We start from the raw sequence: 17,233 nt of genomic DNA, 5'->3' as shown, positions 1-17,233 counted from the left end.
CGGTCAGAAGATCAGGGCGGCGGTGCCCATGAAGGTGGTGTCGCTGTCGAGCCGGCGCGTGCTGGCCACGGTCGGCACCCAGCGCAGGCTGAACGACAGCGAGCGCTTGTCGGCCAGCTTGCGGTCATATGTCAGGATGGGCCCGAGCGCGAAGTCATGGCCGCGAAAGCCGTCGAGGCGGTCGGCGGTGGGGCCCTTATCGTCGCCCAGCTGCACCTGCGTGCCGGCCACCAGGCCGAGCCCGACGCCGTTGCCGAACATCTTGCGGCCCATCACGTCCAGACCGAAGATCGGGGCGTTGCGGTAGTCGGTGGCGCGGTTGCGCGTGTAGAACTGCACGCTGCCCACCGCGTCGAGCTGCAGGCCCGAGTCCGGAAAGATGCCGGTGTAGGCCACCTGCGGCACGAAGGTCCAGTTGTTCAGGCTGGGATTGGCGAGCCGGTTCTCATCGTATTTGCCCGTGGGCGCCCAGATGTTGAGGCTCAATGCCATGTGCTGGGTCTTGGAGAAGTGATAGCCCGCGATCAGCGGCGTGAAATACAGGTCGAACAGATTCGACGCGGTATCGCTGGTCTTGCCCGAGGCGCCGCGCGGGCCGGTCAGCGTGGCCGAGACCTTGGTCCAGACGTAGGGCACGGTGACGCTGGACGCGAAATTCCAGCGGCCTTCGCCGGTGTCCCAGGTCTTCATCAGCGTGGCGAGCGTAAACGACACCTTGCCGTCGAGCCCGAGCGTGGTGTTGCCGCCCACCGGCGTCTCGCGCCCGCCCTTGATCTTGCCGTCGAGATAGATCTCGCTCAGATTGATGACGGTGATGGGTTCGGGGGAGACGACGCCGATGTTCGGCTGCACCGAGGCGCCGGAGACCTGGCGGCCGAGCGCGCCTTCGGTGGCGTGGGCAGAGAGCGGGAGTAGCGCGGCCGGCGCACACAGGGCCGCGAGGCAAACAGACGACGAACCACGACGTAGCAAAGACATGCGACCGACCTCGTTTCTTGCGTTCGTACTGCCAACAAGCTTATTGATGGGCACAAGCGAAGCGACGGGGGTCGCATGGACATAAGTTTGTGAGGATTCGTGTGGATCGTCAAGAAGCAAATCGCGGGCCGCCGCGACGCTGCGCGGGGCCCGCCCACGGCCGGGGTGCGACCCCCGCTCAGCCGGCGCGAAAGCGATGCGCCAGCTGGTCGCAGTGCTTCACCAGGATGGCGGCGTCCACGCCCACGGCGGTGTAGAGACTGCCGGCCGCCATGTAGCGCCGCGCCAGCGTTTCGTCCGGCGTGAGGACGCCGGGCGCCTTGCCGGCGGCGCGCACGCGCGCGATCGCGCCCTCGACCGCCGCCACCACCTTCGGATGGCCCGGCTCGCCCGGATGGCCCAGGCTGGCCGCCAGGTCGGCCGGACCGATGAATACCCCGTCCACGCCGTCCACGGCAATGATGGCGTCGAGGTTCTCCAGCGCCTCGCCGGTCTCGGCCTGCACCAGCAGGCACAGCTCGTCTTCGCAGCGGCGCATGTAGTCGGCGACCCGGCCGTAGCGGGTGGCGCGCATCGTGCCGCTCACGCCGCGCATGCCGCGCGGCGCATAGCGCATGCCGGCCACCGCGCTGGCGGCCTCCTCGGCATTCTGCACGTAGGGCAGCAGCAGCGTCTGGGCGCCGATGTCCAGGTACTGCTTGATCTGGACCTTGTCGTTCCACGACGGCCGCACCACGGCATGGCTGCCGTAGGCGGCCGCGGCCTGCAGCTGCGCCATGACCGTCGGCAGCACCACCGGCGTGTGCTCGGTATCGAGCAGCAGCCAGTCGAAGCCGCTGGCCGCGACCATCTCGGTACTGTTGGCGTGCCCCAGCGTGACCCACAGCCCCGTCTGGTGTCGTTGCGCGCGCAACGCGCGCTTGAAGGTATTGATCGGGAGATCCATCCGTCGCGTCCTAGGAGAAATGCACCGAGATGCTGCCGAGCTTGCCGTAGTCCGCGTGCAGCGTGTCGCCGCGCGCCACCGCGACCGTGCGGGTGAACGAGCCGGCCAGCACGATGTGGCCGGCCTCGAGCCCGGTGTCGTGCAGCGCGAGCTTGTTGGCCAGCCAGGCGATGCCCAGGGCCGGGTGGCCGAGCACCGCGGCCGACACGCCCGACTCCTCGATCACGCCGTTCTTGAACAGCAGCGCGCCGACCCAGCGCAGGTCGATGTCGAGCGGCCGCACCGGCCGGCCGCCCAGCACGATGCCGGCGCAGGCCGCGTTGTCGGCGATGTTGTCGACGATGCGGCGCGGATACTTGCTGCGGCCATCGATCAGCTCCAGCGCGGGCACCACGTAATCGGTGGCGTCCAGCACGTCGAACAGGCTCACGCCCGGGCCGCGCAGCGGCTTGCCCAGCACGAATGCCAGCTCCACCTCCACGCGCGGCACGATCAGCCTGTCGGTGGGAATCGTCTCGCCGTCCTGGAAGAACATGCTGTCGAGCAGATGACCGTAGTCGGGCTCGTCGATGCCCACGGTACTCTGCATGGCCTTCGAGGTGAGGCCGATCTTGTGGCCGCGCAGGCGCGCGCCGGCGGCCAGCTTGAGGTCGATGTTGCGCTGCTGGATCGCGTAGGCGTCGGCGATCTCGATGGCGGGAAATACCTGGTCGAGCTGGGTGGTGGGCACGCCGCTGCGCTCGGCCTCGAGCAGCAGGGCGGCGGCGCGATCGCGCTCGGCATCATTCAGCATGGCGGGCTCCGGAGTGGCGTGCGGTGGGTTCGTCGGCGACCGGGTTCGACAGCACGCCGATGCCCGGCACCTCGACCTCGACCACGTCGCCGGGCTTGAGAAAGCGCGGCGGGTCGAAGCGCACGCCGGCGCCGATCGGGGTGCCGGTCGAGATCACGTCGCCGGGCTTGAGGGTGGTCCAGATCGAGATGTAGCGGATCAGCTCGGCAAACGGGAACATCAGGTTGTCGGTGCTGTCCTCCTGGCGCAGCTCGCCGTTGACGCGGGTGCGCACCGTGAGCGGCGCGGCCGGATCGAACGCGTCCGCCGTCACGAGCCACGGGCCCATGCTGCCGCTCGCGTCGAAGTTCTTGCCCTGCGTCACGTTGAACTTGCCGTGCCGCAGCCAGTCGCGCACCGTGCCCTCGTTGAGGCAGGTGAGGCCGGCCACGTGGCGCCAGGCGTCGGCGGCGGCGATCCGGCGGCCGGCCCGGCCGATCACGATGGCGATCTCGCCCTCGTAGTCGAGCTGTTCCGATTCGGGCGGGCGCAACAGCGGCGCGCCGTGGCCCACGAACGAGCCCGGAAAGCGCGGAAATACGCTGGGATAGGCGGGCGGCGCGCTGCCATCGCGGTATTCCTCGTTGCGCTTGCCGTAGTTCACGCCCACGCAGATGATTTTCTCGGGCGCGGGAATCGGCGGCAACAGGCGCACGTCGGCGAGCGCATGGGTGACCGGCAGCGTCTCGGCCTGCCGTGCCAGCGCCGCAAGCGCATCGGCGGCGATCGCGGCCTGCAGGCTGGCGTGGCCCAGGCCGTCGAGCGCCACGATCTCGTGCTCGCCGCGCAGGGCGCCGAAGCGCTCGCGGCCATCATGGGTGTAGGTGAGCAGCTTCATGCGTCGAATCCAAACAGGCGGGCCGGGTTGTCGACCAGGATTTTCTTGAGGGTGGCGGCGTCGCCCGCATAGCGCGCGAGCTGGTCCACCAGGCGGCCCTCGTCGGGCGTGGCCTTCACCGACACGGGGTGCGGCCAGTCGCTGCCCCAGACCACGCGATCGGGATTGGCCGCGATCAGCGCCTGCGCCAGGGGCGTCACGTCGTCCCAGGGCGGGCCGTGCTTCGAGATCTTTTCGGTGAGCGACAGCATCACCCAGAAGTTGCCGCGCCCGAGCAGCGACTCGAGCAGGGTGCGGGTGGGATCGCTTGCGCCTTTATCCGGATCGGCGCGGCCCATGTGGTCGAGCAGCACCGGGATGTCGAGCCGCTCGAACTGCGCCGCCTGCGCCATCATGCCGTCGGGCTCGGGCTGGAACTTGGCGTACCAGCCGAGCTCGCGCAGCCGCGCAATGGCGCGCTCGAACACCGCGGGCGCCATGCTGATGCCCAGGCCCTGGCGCGTGAAGCGCGCGCCGCGCACGCCGGCGTCGTGCAGCCGGGCGATATAGGCGTCGTCGCGCTCGGCCAGCACCACGGCGTTGGCGCAGCCGCGATAGTTCGGGCCGGCGGCGGCGAGGCCGTCGAGCACCACCTGATGGTCGGCGCCATAGGTGGTCGCCTGCACGATCACGCCGCGTTCGATGCCGAGCAGGCGGTGCAGCGCGAGCGCGCGTTCGATGGTGGCGGTCGGCATCTCGTAGGCCGCGCCGGCGCGGACCGGATAGCGCTCGGCCGGGCCGAACACGTGGAACTGGCTGTCGCAGGCGCCGGGCGGCAGGCGCGTGGCCGGCACGCTGGGATTGGGCTGGAAGGCCTGGTACTGCGTCATGGGGGTCTCCTTATCCGATCACGGCGACGAAGTCGCACTCGATCAGCTTGTCGCCGTCGAGATCGGCCTGCATGGTGTGGCGCGCGGGGCGGTCGGCCGGATCGGGAAACAGCTCCAGCCACACGGCGTTGAGCGCGGCGCGCTGGCTGCGGTCGCGCATCCACACCGTCATCTTGGCGATGTGCGCCACCGTGCCGCCGCCTGCCTCGACGATGCGCCGCACGTGGTCGAACATGAGCCGGCACTGGCGTTCGAGCGTGTCGCCATAGGCGCCGGTCGCGGGATCGGTGCCCTGGATGCTGCCCGAATACAGCATCGGGCCGATGCGGCACGCGGCGGGGATGGGGTTCTTGTGGCTGAAGCCTTCGGCATAGATGCTGCGTCTGCTCATGGCGATGTCCGTGGTGAGGGAGGCGCGCGGCCTCAGTTGGCGGTGATGCCGGCGCGTTTGATGATCGGGGTCCAGCGCGCGTCTTCGGCGGCCAGATAGCGGGTGAACGCCTCGGGCGAGCTGCCGCGGGCTTCGGCGCCGAGTTCCTCGAAGCGCTTGATGATGGTGGGCTCGGCCAGGATGCGGGTCAGCGCCTCGCTCAGCTTCGCCAGGATCTCCGGCGGCGTGCCCTTGGGCGCCAGCAGGCCGGTGAACGTGGCCGCCTCCATGCCCTGGACGCCGGCCTCGGCGAAGGTCGGCACATCCGGCATCGAGGGCACGCGCTTGGCGGTCGTGACGGCCAGCGCACGCAGGCGGCCTTCCTTCACGTAGGGCAGCGCAACCGAGATCTGGTCGAAGTTGAAGTCCACCTGGCCGCCCAGCAGGTCCGTGGTGGCGGGCGCGTTGCCCTTGTACTGCGCCGTCGTCCAGCGCGCGCCGGTGAGCGATTGCAGCAGCTCGCTCACCAGGTGATTGGTGGTCCCGGCGCCCGGCGACGCCATGTTGAGCTTGCCGGGTTCCTTCTTTGCCAGTGCGATCAGGTCGCTGAGCGACTTGGCGGGCAGATCGGGTTTGACCTGCAGCACGAGCGGGGTGTACGAGATCGAACTGATGGGCGCGAAATCGCGGTCCCACTTGTAGGCCTCGCGCTTGAAGATCAGGGGCGAGAACAGCAACGGGCCATTGGCCGCCATGAAGAGCGTGTAGCCATCGGGATCGCTGCGCGCCACCTGTTCGCCGGCGATCATGCCGCCGGCGCCGGGCTTGTTCTCCACGATGAAGGGCTGGCCCAGCGCCTGTTGCAGGCCGGGCGCGATCAGCCGCGCCGCCACGTCCACGTTGCCGCCGGGCGGGTAGGGCACCACGATCTTGACGGGCTTCTCGGGCCAGGCCGCCTGGGCCAGGGTGGCAAAGGCGCTGAGCGCCAGCGCGGCGCACAGCCGCAGCGGATTGCGTTTCATGGTTTGTCTCCTGGATCGGTGAATCACGTTTTTTCTTGTGTGATGAAACTCTAGGAACATGGCGGCGGCCGGACAATGCCGATTTGAGTAAAAGTTCCGGATGTTGGACTTTTGTCGGCAAAGCCTTGGCGGACGGGCATGCGGATCGTGGCTGCGGAACGCAAAATAAGGCTGTGTTCGTGCGTCCGCGTCGGCGGCCGCGCGCAACGATGGTTCAATATCCGGACTACCAAGAGACAGCCATGCACCTGGACGCACACGACCTGAACCCCGAACAGACCTACCGGCTGATGAGCGGCATCGTGGTGCCGCGGCCGATCGCGTGGATCAGCAGCCTCAACCCGAACGGCGGGGTGAACCTGGCGCCGTTCAGCTGCTACACCTTCGTGTCGAATACGCCGCCCATGATCGGCGTGAACATCGGCCGCAAGGCCGGCCAGCGCAAGGACACCGCGAGCAACATCCTGGCGCAGGGCCACTTCGTGGTGAACATCGGCGACGAGTCGCTGCTCGACGCCATCCACGCCAGCGCGGAGGAGCATCCGCCCGAGATCAGCGAAGCCGACCTGCTCGGCCTGGCCGTGACGCCGGGCGACCTCATCGCCACGCCGCGCCTGGTCGACGCGCCGATCAGTCTCGAGTGCCGTTATCACAGCGTCACGCCCTTCGGCGCCACCGGCGCGGAGTTCTTCGTGGGCGAGGTCGTGCGTTTCCATATCCGCGACGGCCTGCTGCAGGACGGCAAGATCGACACCACCCGGTTGCGCCCGGTGTGCCGCATCGGCGGGCCCAACTACGCCACGCTCGGCCCCATCGTCACCAAACGGGCGATCCGCCAGACGCCGAAATCCGTGATGAACGCGGAGGCGCCATGAGCGTGCCGGCCGACGACGCGGGCGGCGGTGCGCAGACCGTGCGCCGCGCACTGGCGCTGCTGCGCCTGGTGGCCTGTGGCCAGGAGCGCGGGGTGCGGCTGGTGGACCTGGAGCGCATGTCGGGCCTGAACCGGCCCACGGTGCACCGGCTGCTCAAGACCCTGATCCAGGAGGGTGCGGTCGAGCAGGACGCCGCGACCCGCCGTTATCTGATCGGCCCGGAGATCAGCCTGCTGGGGCTGGCGCGCACTCGCCGTTTTCCGCTGCTGACGCTGGCCGATCCCTATCTGGCCGAGCTGGCCGACCAGGTGGGCGACACCGTGTTCCTCAGCATCCGCCATGGCCACGACTCGATCTGCATCGGCCGGCGCACCGGCCATCATCCGATCCAGGTGCTGTCCATCGAGGTGGGCGTGCGGCGTCCGCTGGGCGTGGGCGTGTCCGGGGTGGCGTTGCTGGCCAACCTCGCGCCGGCCGACAGCGCCGCGCTGGTGCACGACAACGCGGCGCGGCTGGCGGTGCTGGGCGAGGGCGTGGACGAGGTGCTGGCCCGCGTCGAGGCCGCCCGCGCGCAGGGGCTGGCCCATGCGCCCGCCGGGCTGATGCCGGGCACCAGCGCGGTGGCCGTGCCGATCCTGGCCGCGGACGGCGGCGCGCTCGGCGCGGTGACCGTCACCGCCATGGCGGAGCGGCTTGCGCCGCAGCGCTTCGACACGGTGATCGCGCGCATGCGCGAGACCGCGGCGGCGATCGCCGCGCGCCAGGCCCAGGTCGAACAGGGCGCGCGGCGGCAAATGCCCGGCTGACCCGTCTTCTGCGCGCAGACAGGCTTGCCGTCAGCGGCGGGCGACGCGCCGCGCCGGCCTGTCGGTGTCCGAGTTCGTGTCGCGCAGGATGACCCGCAGAAACTCTTCGGCCAGCGCGCAGCGCACCGACGTGCGCAGCCAGGCCATGCCGACCTGGCGCGAGGGGCAGGGCGCGGGCAGGGGCCAGCGTCGCAGTTGCGGGTCGGGCGCCCCGATCACCGGCCAGTCGGGCAGCACCGACACCCCGAATCCTTCGGCCACCAGCTTGGCGATGTGCTCGATGCCGTCGAGCTCGAACTGCACCTTGGGCCGCACGCCATGGGACCGCAGGTACTCGTCGGCGAGCTTGCCGGCCACCACGTTGCGGTCGTAGCGGATGAAGGGTTCGCGCGCCGCGGTCTGCAGGGCATCGGTGACGCGCAGCCGGCGCGGCGCCAGCAGCACCAGCGCCTCTTCGCGCAGCAGGCGCCAGCCGCAGGTCTTGGGCAGCTCGTAGGCCGGGTGCACCAGGATCGCGGCGTCGAGCTCGCCGGCATTGACCCGGTCGAGCAGCCGCACCGAGGTGCCTGGCTCGATGTAGATCGGGATCGCCGGATAGGCCTGCTTCCAGGCGCGCAGCATGGGCGGAAGCAGCCCCATCAACGCGCTGGGCGTGGCGCCCAGGCGCAGCGGCCCGGCCGGCAGCCCGGTTTCGGTGGCGGCCGAGCGCAGGTCGCGCACGTCGCGCAGCACGTCGTGCGCGTGGGCCAGGATGCGCGAGCCGACCGCGGTGGGCTTGACCGTGCGGCCGGCGCGCATCAGCAGGCGCGCGCCCAGGTCGGCCTCGAGGGCGCGGATCTGCTGCGTGACGGTGGTGGGTGCGAGGTCGAGACGGCGGGCCGCCTCGGCAATCGAGCCGAGATCCACCACTGCCGCGAAACTCTGCAGGAATCGCGTATCCATGACCACGGATTTTACGCGGTCTGAAGACGTTCAACACGGGTTTCTTGAAGTGCGGTGGCGGTGCACAGTGGTGCTGTTTTCACTGTCAGCCATCGATCAAGGAGATCGCCCGTGCCCATCATCAAGTCCATCGACGTCTGCGCCGCCACCGTGCCGCTCGACAAGGTGACCTCGTTTTCCAACCGCACCGTGACCGACCGCCACTACGGCCTGGTCAAGGTGCGCAGCGCCGACGGCATCGAAGGCATCGGCTTCTGCTACGTCGGCAGCGCCGCGGGCGAGCTGTTCCGCGTCGCCGTGGAGCAGCTGCTGGCGCCTGTGCTGCTGGGCCGCGAGTCGCTGGCCGTGGAGGCGCTGTGGCAGGAGATGTACCAGGAAAGCCTGCTGCAGGGCCGCGCCGGCACGGTGATGCGCGCCATCAGCGCGCTCGACATCGCGCTGTGGGACATGAACGCCCGCAGCGTCGGGCTGCCGCTGCACAAGTTCCTCGGCGCCGCGCAGACCGACACCGTGGCCGCCTATGCCAGCGGCGGCTACTACGTGGAGGGCAAGACCGCCGAGATGCTGGGCGAGGAGATGGCGAGCTACGTCGAGCTCGGCTTCCAGGCGGTCAAGATGAAGACCGGGCGCTGGTCGCCGCAGGGCGAGGAATCGCGCGTGCGCGCCGCGCGCGAGGCGGTCGGCCCCGACGTCGAGCTCATGCTCGACTGCAACAACGGCTGGGTCGACACCGTGCAGGCCATGCAGTACCTGAGCCGCATCGAGCAGTACCGCCCGTACTTCATCGAAGAGCCGTTCGGCCCCGACGACATCGAGAGCCACGGCCGCCTGGCGCGCCTGACGTCGATCCCGGTCGCGACCGCCGAGATCGGCTACGGCCGCTGGTATCACAAGCAGCTGCTGGACGCGGGCGCGGCCGCCATCCTGCAGACCGACGCCGCCGTGTGCGGCGGCATCACCGAATGGAAGCGCATCGCCGCGCTGGCGGCCGGCTACGGCGTGCAGGTGTGCCCGCACTGGTTCCACGACGTGCACGCGCCGCTGGTGGCCGCCACGCCGAACGCGCGCTACGTCGAATACTTCTGGGACGACCAGGTGCTGAACTTCCGGCGCCTGATCGACCGCCAGCTCGCGCACAGCAAGGGCCGGGTCGTGTTGCACCAGGAGCCCGGCCTGGGCTTCGGATTCGACGAGAAGCAGGTGTCGAAGTACGGACGCTGGACCACTGTGTCCTGAGCGTCCGATTGGGTCCCATGACAACATGACAAGGAGACAGACATGGACCGCCGTCGCTTCATGACCGCCATGGCCGGATCGGCCCTGGCTTGCGCTGTACCCGCCCGCGCCGCGTTGGCGTCGCAGGCGGCCGCCGGCCTGCCGCCCGGGCCGGTGCGGCTGGTGGTGGGCTTTCCGGCCGGCGGAGGCACCGACGTGCTGGCCCGCATCGTCGCCAACAAGTTGAGCGCGCAATGGGGCATGCCCATCGTGGTCGAGAACAAGGTCGGCGCCGCCGGCCTGATCGCGGCCGCCGAGGTGGCCCGCGCCGCGCCCGATGGCAACACGCTGATGATGGGGCACATCAACGCGCTGGGCATCGCGCCCGGCCTGAACCCGGGGCTGAAATTCTCGGCAGAGCGGGATTTCAGCGCCATCGCGCTGGTGGGCAAGACCCCGCAGCTGCTGGTGACGCGGCCCGACAGCCCGGTGGCCACGCTGGACGCGCTGGTGGCACGCTGCCGCGCCAAGCCGGGCCAGGTGAGCTTCGGCTCGTCCGGCGTCGGCTCGGCGCAGCACCTCGCGCTGGCGCTGTTCGAGCAGGCGGCCGGCGTCTCCGCGCTGCACGTCCCATACAGCGGCTCGGCGCCGGTGATGAATGATCTGATCGGCGGCCAGCTCGACTTCGCCATCGAGGGCATGACCACCACGTCGAGCTTCGTGAAGGCGGGGCGCTTGCGTGCCATCGCGCAGACCGGCGCGCAACGCGCCAAGGCGTTTGCCGACCTGCCGACGATCGCGGAGTCGGGCTATCCCGGCTACGAGGCCAGCATCTGGTTCGGCCTGGTGGGGCCGGGCAACATGGCCCCGGCGCTGGTGACGCGCATCAACGCCGACGTCAACCGCGCGCTGGCGCAGCCCGACGTGGTGGCGCAGCTGGAGAGCTTCGGCGCCGAAGACGGTGGCGGCAGCGCCGAGCGTTTCGCCGACTTCATGCGCGACGAGCGGCGCAAATGGGCCGAGCTGATCAAGGCGCGCGGCATCACCCTGCAAGGCTGAACCCGGGCGCGCGCCGTGCCGCGGCCGGCGCGCGCTCAGCGAAACACGGCGAGCCAGAAGAACAGGGCGCCCGCGACGAGCAGCAGGCCATCGAGCAGCAGCAGGTGCACCCGTGGGCCGAGCGCCAGCACGAAGCGCTTGGACAGCGCGGTGCCCGCCATGATGCCGGCGCCGGTCAGCAGCCCCTGCAGCGCGATGGCGGGTGTGAGCGCGCCCTGGAGCGCGAAGGTCGCGACCTTGGCGAGATACACCAGGACCGAGCTGGCGGCCTCGGTGCCGAGAAAGGCGCCGCCCGCAAGCCCGTACGACATGAACACCGGCACGCTCAGCGGACCGGTCGACAGCACCAGCCCGGTCAGGAACCCGATCGCGGCGCCGCAAAGGGCGAGGTGGGTCAGGGACAGGCGATAGCCGCCCGCGTGAAGCACGCGCCGGCCGGGAATCATGGCCCAGAAAAACACGCCCAGCCCGAGGTCCACCATCCAGGCCGGCAGCGCCAGCATGGTGCGGGCGCCGAGCGCGGCCGCGGGCATGCCCGCCAATGCGAAGGCCAGCGCGGCGCGCCAGTCGATCTCGCGCCGCCACACCAGCAGGCGCGACAGGTTGCCCAGCACGGCCGCGACCGCCATGATGGGGATCGCCTCCTTCGGGCCGTAGGCGTGCACCAGCACCGGCAGCAGCAACAGCGACGAGCCGGTGCCGATGACACCGCTCACGCCGCCAGCGGCGAGTGCGACCAGGAAGACCAGAACGAAGACCACGGCGGGCAGAGGCGGAGCGCGGGACGGGCCGCCATCTTACCCAATGACGGCGCGCGCGACCGCATGCAGTGCGAGCGCGCCGTCCGGGCAGGCTAGCCCGCGGGCAGCGCCGCGGCGCGCGGGCGGCGCACCTGGAGCATGACGCAGGCCCAGGAGGACACCAGCGAGATGCCGCCGATCAGGCCGGCGGGCCCGGCCAGCGAGAGCAAGCCGCCGCGATGATAGTGCAGGTACTCGTGGCAGATCAGCCAGGCGAAACCCAGCGCGGCGCCGATCAACGGCACGCCGGCCCAGCGCTTCCAGCCGGCGAGCGCGGGCTTGAGCGCGCCGGCGGCGAGCCCCGTCAACACGGCCGGCAGCGCGCCGAACTGGTAGGCGATGTCGTAGTGCGCGAGATAACGCAGCCACTGCAACTCCCGCTCCGAGATGCCGACGAGCATGAGGAACACGACCAGGCCTGCCAGCGGGCCGACCAGGCCGAACAGCGCCGCGCCCACCGCGAGGTCGAGCAGGATGCGACGTGCGCCATCGACCGCGCCGCGCCGCCGCACCCGCCACGCGAGCGCTGCCGCTGGCACCAGCACGAGGATGGCAATGACGAGAATGAACATGAAAGGCCTGGAGCGCGTGGGCGGATGCACGAGGTTGTATCCGCGCGGGTCGCGCCCGGTCAATGGTCGTGCGATCTGCAATTGTTACGGGGCGCGCGCCGGCCACGCGTGCCGCCGGGCGCCGATGGCTGCGGGCGCAACCATCCCGTCGCGGGAGGGACCGTCGGCGGCGCGCTGCGCGATGGGCCGGCCCGACCGCTCAGCGCAGTAGCTGAGCGCCGACGCGGTGGGCGATGCGGCCGCGCGCGGCGAGCACCACCATCACGTGCGCCGCGGCCCACAGGGTCGCCGGGAGCAAGACCAGGGTGTAGAAGTTGTCGTGGCCGGTGAGGCGGGCCGCGAGGGGCAGGGCGACGATGGCGAGCAGCCAGCGCGCGCCGTCGCGGCCAAGCCGCGCGGCGATCCGGTACAGCAGCCACAGGTGGCCGCCGATCAGGGCGAACGTGACCAGGAACAGGCAGCCGGCAAGCGCGGTGGGCGCCTTGAATCCCGGCGCGCCGGCCGCCAGCAGATAGCTCGCCGCGATGCACAGGCAGGCGCCGGCGAAACACAGCTGCAGGCGGTGCAGTTGGCCGGGCAGGGGCGCGGGCAGCGGTTGGGTCATCGCGGTCGGGTCATCGTCCAGTCCGGAAACGCACAGGGGCCGTGGGGCCCGCTGGGCGGGGCGATCGTTGCGCGTGCAAGGATCGGGCAAGTGCTATTACTAACGGCAGGCAGATGCTAAGACTGTAGTCCGCAGATGTAGCAAACGATGTAACCGTGAAACAATAATTATCGGCATCTCTTCGAGTCTGTCGTGCAGGGGAGACAGTCGCGCCAGGGCCCCGCGGCGCGGCGCTACAATCCGGCTCGGATTTCATTCATCGCCACGCCGACGCGCGACGCAGGCCCACCCGCCGTGCGGCGCACGGCGCCAGGGGCCGTCCGAACGAGGCGCTGCCGTCCGCTGCGGACCGCGCGGCGCCGTCGCCCTGGCCACAGCCGTGCCCGCGGGCGCGCGCGGCGCGACCTGCCACCCCCGACATCTCCCAGGAGACCCAGGGCGCCATCCCCGACCCGGACGGTCGGTGCACGCCCAGCCCAGGCGGCCCAGCGCCAGCCACGTTGCACCTTCTTCGAACCCTTCATATCGGTAGTCCGGCCGAACCGGATGCATTGCGCTCACTCGAAATCGAGGCTTTCATGTCGCGGCAGTTGCTGGCCCTGGTGCTGGCGCCTTTACTTGGCTTGTTCGTTGTCTGCATCGGCAACGCTTTCATCTCCTCCCTCACGACGTTGCAACTGGACGCGGCCGGCGAATCGGCCACCGTCATCGGCATCATTTCGTCGTCCTACTTCATCGGCCTGACGCTGGGCGCGATCTTCAATGATCGGCTGATCCTGCGCATCGGCCACATCCGCGCCTACAGCTGCTTCGCCTCGCTCATCGCAGTCACCGTGCTGCTGCAGGGCCTGGTCTTCAATCGCGAAGCCTGGTTCGTGCTGCGCCTGATCAACGGCTGGGCCAGCGTCGGGGTGTTCCTCGTGGTGGAAAGCTGGATGCTGCTGGCCGGCGACGCCAAGATGCGCGGCCGCCTGCTGGCGCTCTACATGATCGCCCTCTACGGCTCGGGCATGCTGGGCCAGCTCGAGCTCGGCAGCATCACCGCGCTGGGCGAGATGGCGCCGTTCATGGTGGCGGGGTTGCTGGCCTCGCTGTCGGTGATGCCCATGGCGATGATCCCGCGCGTGTCCCCCCTGGTCGAGCGCGTCGAGCCTCTGCTGCCGCACCATCTCGCGCGCATGACGCCGACCGGCGTGATGGGCTGCTTCGGTTCGGGCGTGGCCATCGCCGCGATCTACACCTTGCTGCCGCTCTATCTGCAGCGCATCGGCCTCGACGTGGCGCAGGTCGGCAAGATGATGAGCGCGGTGATCCTGGGCGCGATGGTGCTGCAGTACCCGGTCGGCCGCTGGTCGGACCTGCGCGATCGCCAGGTCGTGCTGATCGCGCTGGCGGTGTTCTGCGCCGCGCTGAGTTTCCTGATCCTGCTGATCCCGGCGGGCTCCTGGCTGCTGATGCCCTTGCTGTTCCTGTTGGGCGGCGGGGTGTTCGCGATCTACCCGGTGGCCGTCAGCCACGCGGCCGACCGCGCGCCGGCCGATGCGCTGGTGCGCATGATCCAGGGCCTGCTGCTGATCAATTCCATCGGCTCGGCGCTCAGCCCGCTGGTGATCTCGCCGGTGATGACGCAGTTCGGCGCGGCGGGCCTGTTCTGGAGCTTCGCGGTGCTCAATCTCGGGCTGGTGAGCTTCTTCGTCTGGCGTCGCGGCGAACGTCCCGCGCCCGCGCCCGTGGCGCCGTTCGCCGCCGCGGCCCAGATGTCGCCGGTGGGGGTGGAGCTGCGCGTCACCGACGACCTGGTGCAGGGCGCGCTCGACCACGAGATGACCGAAGACCTGACCAACGTCGTGCCGAACACCGAGGTGGCCGAGCCGGTGTTGTCGGCCGCGCCGGACCCGGAACCCGCGCCGGCGCGCTGAGCGGCCCGCGTCGCGCGAGCGCGCAAATGCAATCGGCCCAGGCATTGCCTGGGCCGATTGCATTTGCGACGCGGTGGCGCGGCGCTCAGCGCGCGGACTCGGTGCTCGCGACCAGGCGGGCGGCGCGCGCGGCGCGGTGGTGGCGCTCGAGCAGCACCGCCCACAGCCACAGCGGCATCGCGCCGAGCGCGAGCAGCGCGCCGACCCAGCCGGTCGAGGTCCAGCCGAAACCGGCCGCGATGGCGAGGCCGCCCAGGAAGGGGCCGAGCGCGTTGGCGGCGTTGAAGGCCGAGTGATTGAGCGCGGCGGCGAGGCTTTGCGCGTCGCCGGCCACGTCCATCAGGCGCGTCTGCAGCACCGTGCCGAGCGCGCCGCCGACGCCGACCAGGAACACGTTGAGCGAAATGAGCCAGACGTTGTGGGCCATCAGCGGGAACAGCGCCAGCATCACGGCCGACCAGACCAGCAGCCCCCCCGCCGTGCGCATGACGGCGCGATCGGCAAACACCGGCACCACCATGTTGCCCACGGTCAGGCCCAGGCCGAACACGCTCAGCACGAAGGGCACGGTGGTGGGGTCGACGTGGGTGACGGCGGTCAGCGTGTCGGCCAGGTAGGTGTAGATCGAGAACATGCCGCCGAAGCCGACCGCGCCGATCGCGAGCGTGATCCAGACCTGGGCGCGGCTCAACGCGCCAAGTTCGCGCAGCGGGCTGGCCTTGTGGTCGGCCGGGGTGTCGGGCGCGAAGATGCCGACGCTGGTCATCGTGAGGATGGCGAGCAGCGACACCAGGCCGAAGCTCCAGCGCCAGCCCACGACCTGGCCCAGCCAATTGGCCATCGGCACGCCGATGATGGTGGCCACGGTGAGGCCGAGAAACACCCGGCCCACCGCCATGGTGCGGCGATTCGCCGGCACCAGCGAGCTGGCGACGAGCGAAGCGATGCCGAAATAGGCGCCGTGCGGCAGGCCGCTGATGAAGCGGAACACCAGCATCCAGTGATAGTCGGGCGCGATGGCGCTCAGGCCGTTGCCGACGGCAAACAGCGCCATCAGCGCGATCAGCAGGCGCCGCCGCGGCATGCGTGCGCCGAGCACGGCCAGCACCGGGGCGCCCACGACCACGCCCAGCGCATAGGCGCTGATCACGTGGCCGGCGGTCGGGGCGTCGATGCCCAGCGACTGGGCAAAGTAGGGCAGCAGGCTCATCGTGGCGAACTCGGTGGTTCCGATGGCGAAGCTGCCGACAGCAAGTGCGAGCAGCACCAGGCCAGGCCGGTGCTGTGTAGGAGAGTGGGACATGTGAGGCGAGGTAGAAACAGCGGAATGTTGCGATGCAACAGGGGTATTGTAAGCACCCAGAGCTGTCATTTGAATGTCTGCGCTCACAACCATTTGGCTTAAGCGGAAACGCGCGGCAAGATGCGCCGCGATGGTGCGCCGCACGCCTCCTCTACACTGTCACGTCCCACATTCAGGAATCTTGCATGTCGGCCATTGCGTACACCGATCCGATGCCCGCCCATGACGAACGCTGGGTCTGCCTGCACAGCAGCCATGCGGCGCAGTTCCCCGGCAGCACCCCCACGGTGTTCCACGACGCGCCGCCCGACGCCGCGACCCTGGCGCGGATCCGGTCCCTGCACCTGTGGGCGCCGCCGTTGGCGCGTATCGCGGAGGTCCCTGCACTGATCGCGCAGATGCCCGCACTGGTGGCGCTCTCCATCGGCCCGGGCAGCGTCGACCCGGCCCTCATCGGCGCCTTGCGCGCAGACCTGTTCCCGCCGTCGCTGCGCCACCTCGCGCTGGTGCCGGGCCAGGGCAGCCACACCTGGAAGGGCGGGGCGATGCCACATCTGCTGTCGCTCTTCATCGACCGGCCGCTGCGCTTCGACCCGGCGGACTTCCCCAGCCTGCAGTCGCTCGCCATCGTCCCCGATGCGCGCGGCACGACGCTCGACCGGGCGCTCCAGCTGCCGCTGCGCGAGCTCGACCTCCTCAACGTGCCGTTCGACGAAGCCGTGTTCGCGCGCATCGCGGCACTGCCGCTCGAAGCGCTCGGCCTGGTCGGCGGCCGGACCCTCGCGTCACTCGACGGCATCCAGGCGCTCGCCGGCCTGCGCGCGCTGCGCATCAAGAACCAGAATGCCCTGCAGCGCATCGCCGCCATCGCCAACCTCGATCAGCTCAGGCAACTGGACATCCAGTACTGCCCCAAGATCACCGACATCACCACCCTGGACCGCCTGCGCACCCTGCAAAGCCTGACCCTGGTCGGCTGCCGCAACATCGGCCTGGGCCCCCTCGAACACCAGCTCGCCGCCCGCATCCCCCAAACCCACATCGCCGCCACCATCTGACCCGGCGCCAGGCGATCTGGCGTCGAGGATCTGGAGTCGAATCTGAGAATCTGGAGTCAGACTGCATTTACCCCGCTCGCCCGCACCAAAACAAAGGTGTCAGACTGCATTTTCTCGGCCGTGTCAGCGTGGTCCGCGAGACTCGGAATCAAATTCCGCGCATCGGAAAATTGCAGTCTGACACCTTTTCAGGGGCGCTTTGGGGGATGGCCGTGAAGGGTCAGC

The 17,233-nt window shown here is 69.9% G+C and carries 18 protein-coding genes; 6 read left to right on the top strand and 12 right to left on the bottom strand.

The annotated features are described in order from the left end of the window. Positions 1-3: 3 nt before the first annotated feature. From CEG14_RS10690 to CEG14_RS10660, 7 genes are all read right to left on the bottom strand, one after another. The gene (locus CEG14_RS10690) at positions 4-978 is read right to left on the bottom strand and encodes a SphA family protein (RefSeq protein ID WP_094826350.1); all 975 of its coding nucleotides are present in this window, start codon (positions 976-978) and stop codon (positions 4-6) included. A 178-nt stretch (positions 979-1,156) separates the two neighbouring features. Beyond that, positions 1,157-1,924, bottom strand: coding sequence for an HpcH/HpaI aldolase family protein (locus CEG14_RS10685; RefSeq protein ID WP_094826349.1), 768 nt, complete (start codon positions 1,922-1,924; stop codon positions 1,157-1,159). Positions 1,925-1,934: 10 nt separating this feature from the next. After that, positions 1,935-2,717: a 2-oxo-hept-4-ene-1,7-dioate hydratase gene (gene hpaH, locus CEG14_RS10680; RefSeq protein WP_094826348.1), complete on the bottom strand. Its 783-nt coding sequence runs from the start codon at positions 2,715-2,717 to the stop codon at positions 1,935-1,937. Then, positions 2,707-3,594, bottom strand: coding sequence for a fumarylacetoacetate hydrolase family protein (locus tag CEG14_RS10675; RefSeq protein WP_094827487.1), 888 nt, complete (start codon positions 3,592-3,594; stop codon positions 2,707-2,709). The genes hpaH and CEG14_RS10675 overlap by 11 nt, the downstream gene beginning before the upstream one ends. Then, on the bottom strand, positions 3,591-4,463 hold the full coding sequence (locus CEG14_RS10670; protein WP_094826347.1) for an amidohydrolase family protein: 873 nt from the start codon (positions 4,461-4,463) through the stop codon (positions 3,591-3,593). Before CEG14_RS10670 ends, CEG14_RS10675 begins: the two co-directional genes overlap by 4 nt. Before the next feature lie 10 nt (positions 4,464-4,473). Further along, complete coding sequence (locus tag CEG14_RS10665) at positions 4,474-4,854, bottom strand: RidA family protein (protein ID WP_094826346.1); 381 nt, start codon at positions 4,852-4,854, stop codon at positions 4,474-4,476. A 32-nt stretch (positions 4,855-4,886) separates the two neighbouring features. Next, positions 4,887-5,855: a Bug family tripartite tricarboxylate transporter substrate binding protein gene (locus tag CEG14_RS10660; protein WP_094826345.1), complete on the bottom strand. Its 969-nt coding sequence runs from the start codon at positions 5,853-5,855 to the stop codon at positions 4,887-4,889. Positions 5,856-6,097: 242 nt separating this feature from the next. On the opposite strand from CEG14_RS10660, the gene CEG14_RS10655 reads away from it, so the two are divergent. Both CEG14_RS10655 and CEG14_RS10650 read left to right on the top strand, forming a co-directional pair. Beyond that, complete coding sequence (locus tag CEG14_RS10655) at positions 6,098-6,730, top strand: flavin reductase family protein (protein ID WP_094826344.1); 633 nt, start codon at positions 6,098-6,100, stop codon at positions 6,728-6,730. Further along, the gene (locus CEG14_RS10650) at positions 6,727-7,536 is read left to right on the top strand and encodes an IclR family transcriptional regulator (protein ID WP_094826343.1); all 810 of its coding nucleotides are present in this window, start codon (positions 6,727-6,729) and stop codon (positions 7,534-7,536) included. Before CEG14_RS10655 ends, CEG14_RS10650 begins: the two co-directional genes overlap by 4 nt. Before the next feature lie 30 nt (positions 7,537-7,566). Here CEG14_RS10650 and CEG14_RS10645 read toward each other — a convergent pair whose 3' ends face one another. Beyond that, entirely contained in the window at positions 7,567-8,478 is a 912-nt protein-coding gene (locus tag CEG14_RS10645) for a LysR family transcriptional regulator (RefSeq protein WP_094826342.1), read from the bottom strand. 111 nt (positions 8,479-8,589) lie between these two features. On the opposite strand from CEG14_RS10645, the gene CEG14_RS10640 reads away from it, so the two are divergent. Both CEG14_RS10640 and CEG14_RS10635 read left to right on the top strand, forming a co-directional pair. Beyond that, positions 8,590-9,714, top strand: coding sequence for a mandelate racemase/muconate lactonizing enzyme family protein (locus CEG14_RS10640; RefSeq protein ID WP_094826341.1), 1,125 nt, complete (start codon positions 8,590-8,592; stop codon positions 9,712-9,714). A 42-nt stretch (positions 9,715-9,756) separates the two neighbouring features. Next, a complete protein-coding gene (locus CEG14_RS10635; RefSeq protein ID WP_094826340.1) occupies positions 9,757-10,752 on the top strand; it encodes a Bug family tripartite tricarboxylate transporter substrate binding protein in 996 nt (331 codons plus the stop codon). 35 nt (positions 10,753-10,787) lie between these two features. Here the strand turns inward: CEG14_RS10635 and CEG14_RS10630 are convergent, their stop codons facing one another. From CEG14_RS10630 to CEG14_RS10620, 3 genes are all read right to left on the bottom strand, one after another. Beyond that, positions 10,788-11,513: a sulfite exporter TauE/SafE family protein gene (locus CEG14_RS10630; protein ID WP_094826339.1), complete on the bottom strand. Its 726-nt coding sequence runs from the start codon at positions 11,511-11,513 to the stop codon at positions 10,788-10,790. Between the two features lie 92 nt (positions 11,514-11,605). Next, the gene (locus CEG14_RS10625; RefSeq protein WP_143277194.1) at positions 11,606-12,124 is read right to left on the bottom strand and encodes a hypothetical protein; all 519 of its coding nucleotides are present in this window, start codon (positions 12,122-12,124) and stop codon (positions 11,606-11,608) included. Between the two features lie 199 nt (positions 12,125-12,323). After that, positions 12,324-12,728 carry a hypothetical protein gene (locus CEG14_RS10620; RefSeq protein WP_094826337.1) on the bottom strand — a complete coding sequence of 135 codons (405 nt, stop codon included), beginning with the start codon at positions 12,726-12,728 and terminating at the stop codon, positions 12,324-12,326. Positions 12,729-13,306: 578 nt separating this feature from the next. On the opposite strand from CEG14_RS10620, the gene CEG14_RS10615 reads away from it, so the two are divergent. Next, positions 13,307-14,647, top strand: coding sequence for an MFS transporter (locus CEG14_RS10615; RefSeq protein WP_094826336.1), 1,341 nt, complete (start codon positions 13,307-13,309; stop codon positions 14,645-14,647). A gap of 85 nt (positions 14,648-14,732) precedes the next feature. Here CEG14_RS10615 and CEG14_RS10610 read toward each other — a convergent pair whose 3' ends face one another. Continuing rightward, a complete protein-coding gene (locus CEG14_RS10610) occupies positions 14,733-15,950 on the bottom strand; it encodes an MFS transporter (protein ID WP_094826335.1) in 1,218 nt (405 codons plus the stop codon). Between the two features lie 185 nt (positions 15,951-16,135). On the opposite strand from CEG14_RS10610, the gene CEG14_RS10605 reads away from it, so the two are divergent. Then, the gene (locus tag CEG14_RS10605) at positions 16,136-17,008 is read left to right on the top strand and encodes a leucine-rich repeat domain-containing protein (RefSeq protein ID WP_094826334.1); all 873 of its coding nucleotides are present in this window, start codon (positions 16,136-16,138) and stop codon (positions 17,006-17,008) included. Positions 17,009-17,233 lie beyond the last annotated feature (225 nt).

It is taken from the genome of Bordetella genomosp. 1 (assembly GCF_002261335.1).
Taxonomy (GTDB): domain Bacteria; phylum Pseudomonadota; class Gammaproteobacteria; order Burkholderiales; family Burkholderiaceae_B; genus Bordetella.
This window is presented reverse-complemented; position numbering and strand designations above follow the sequence as displayed.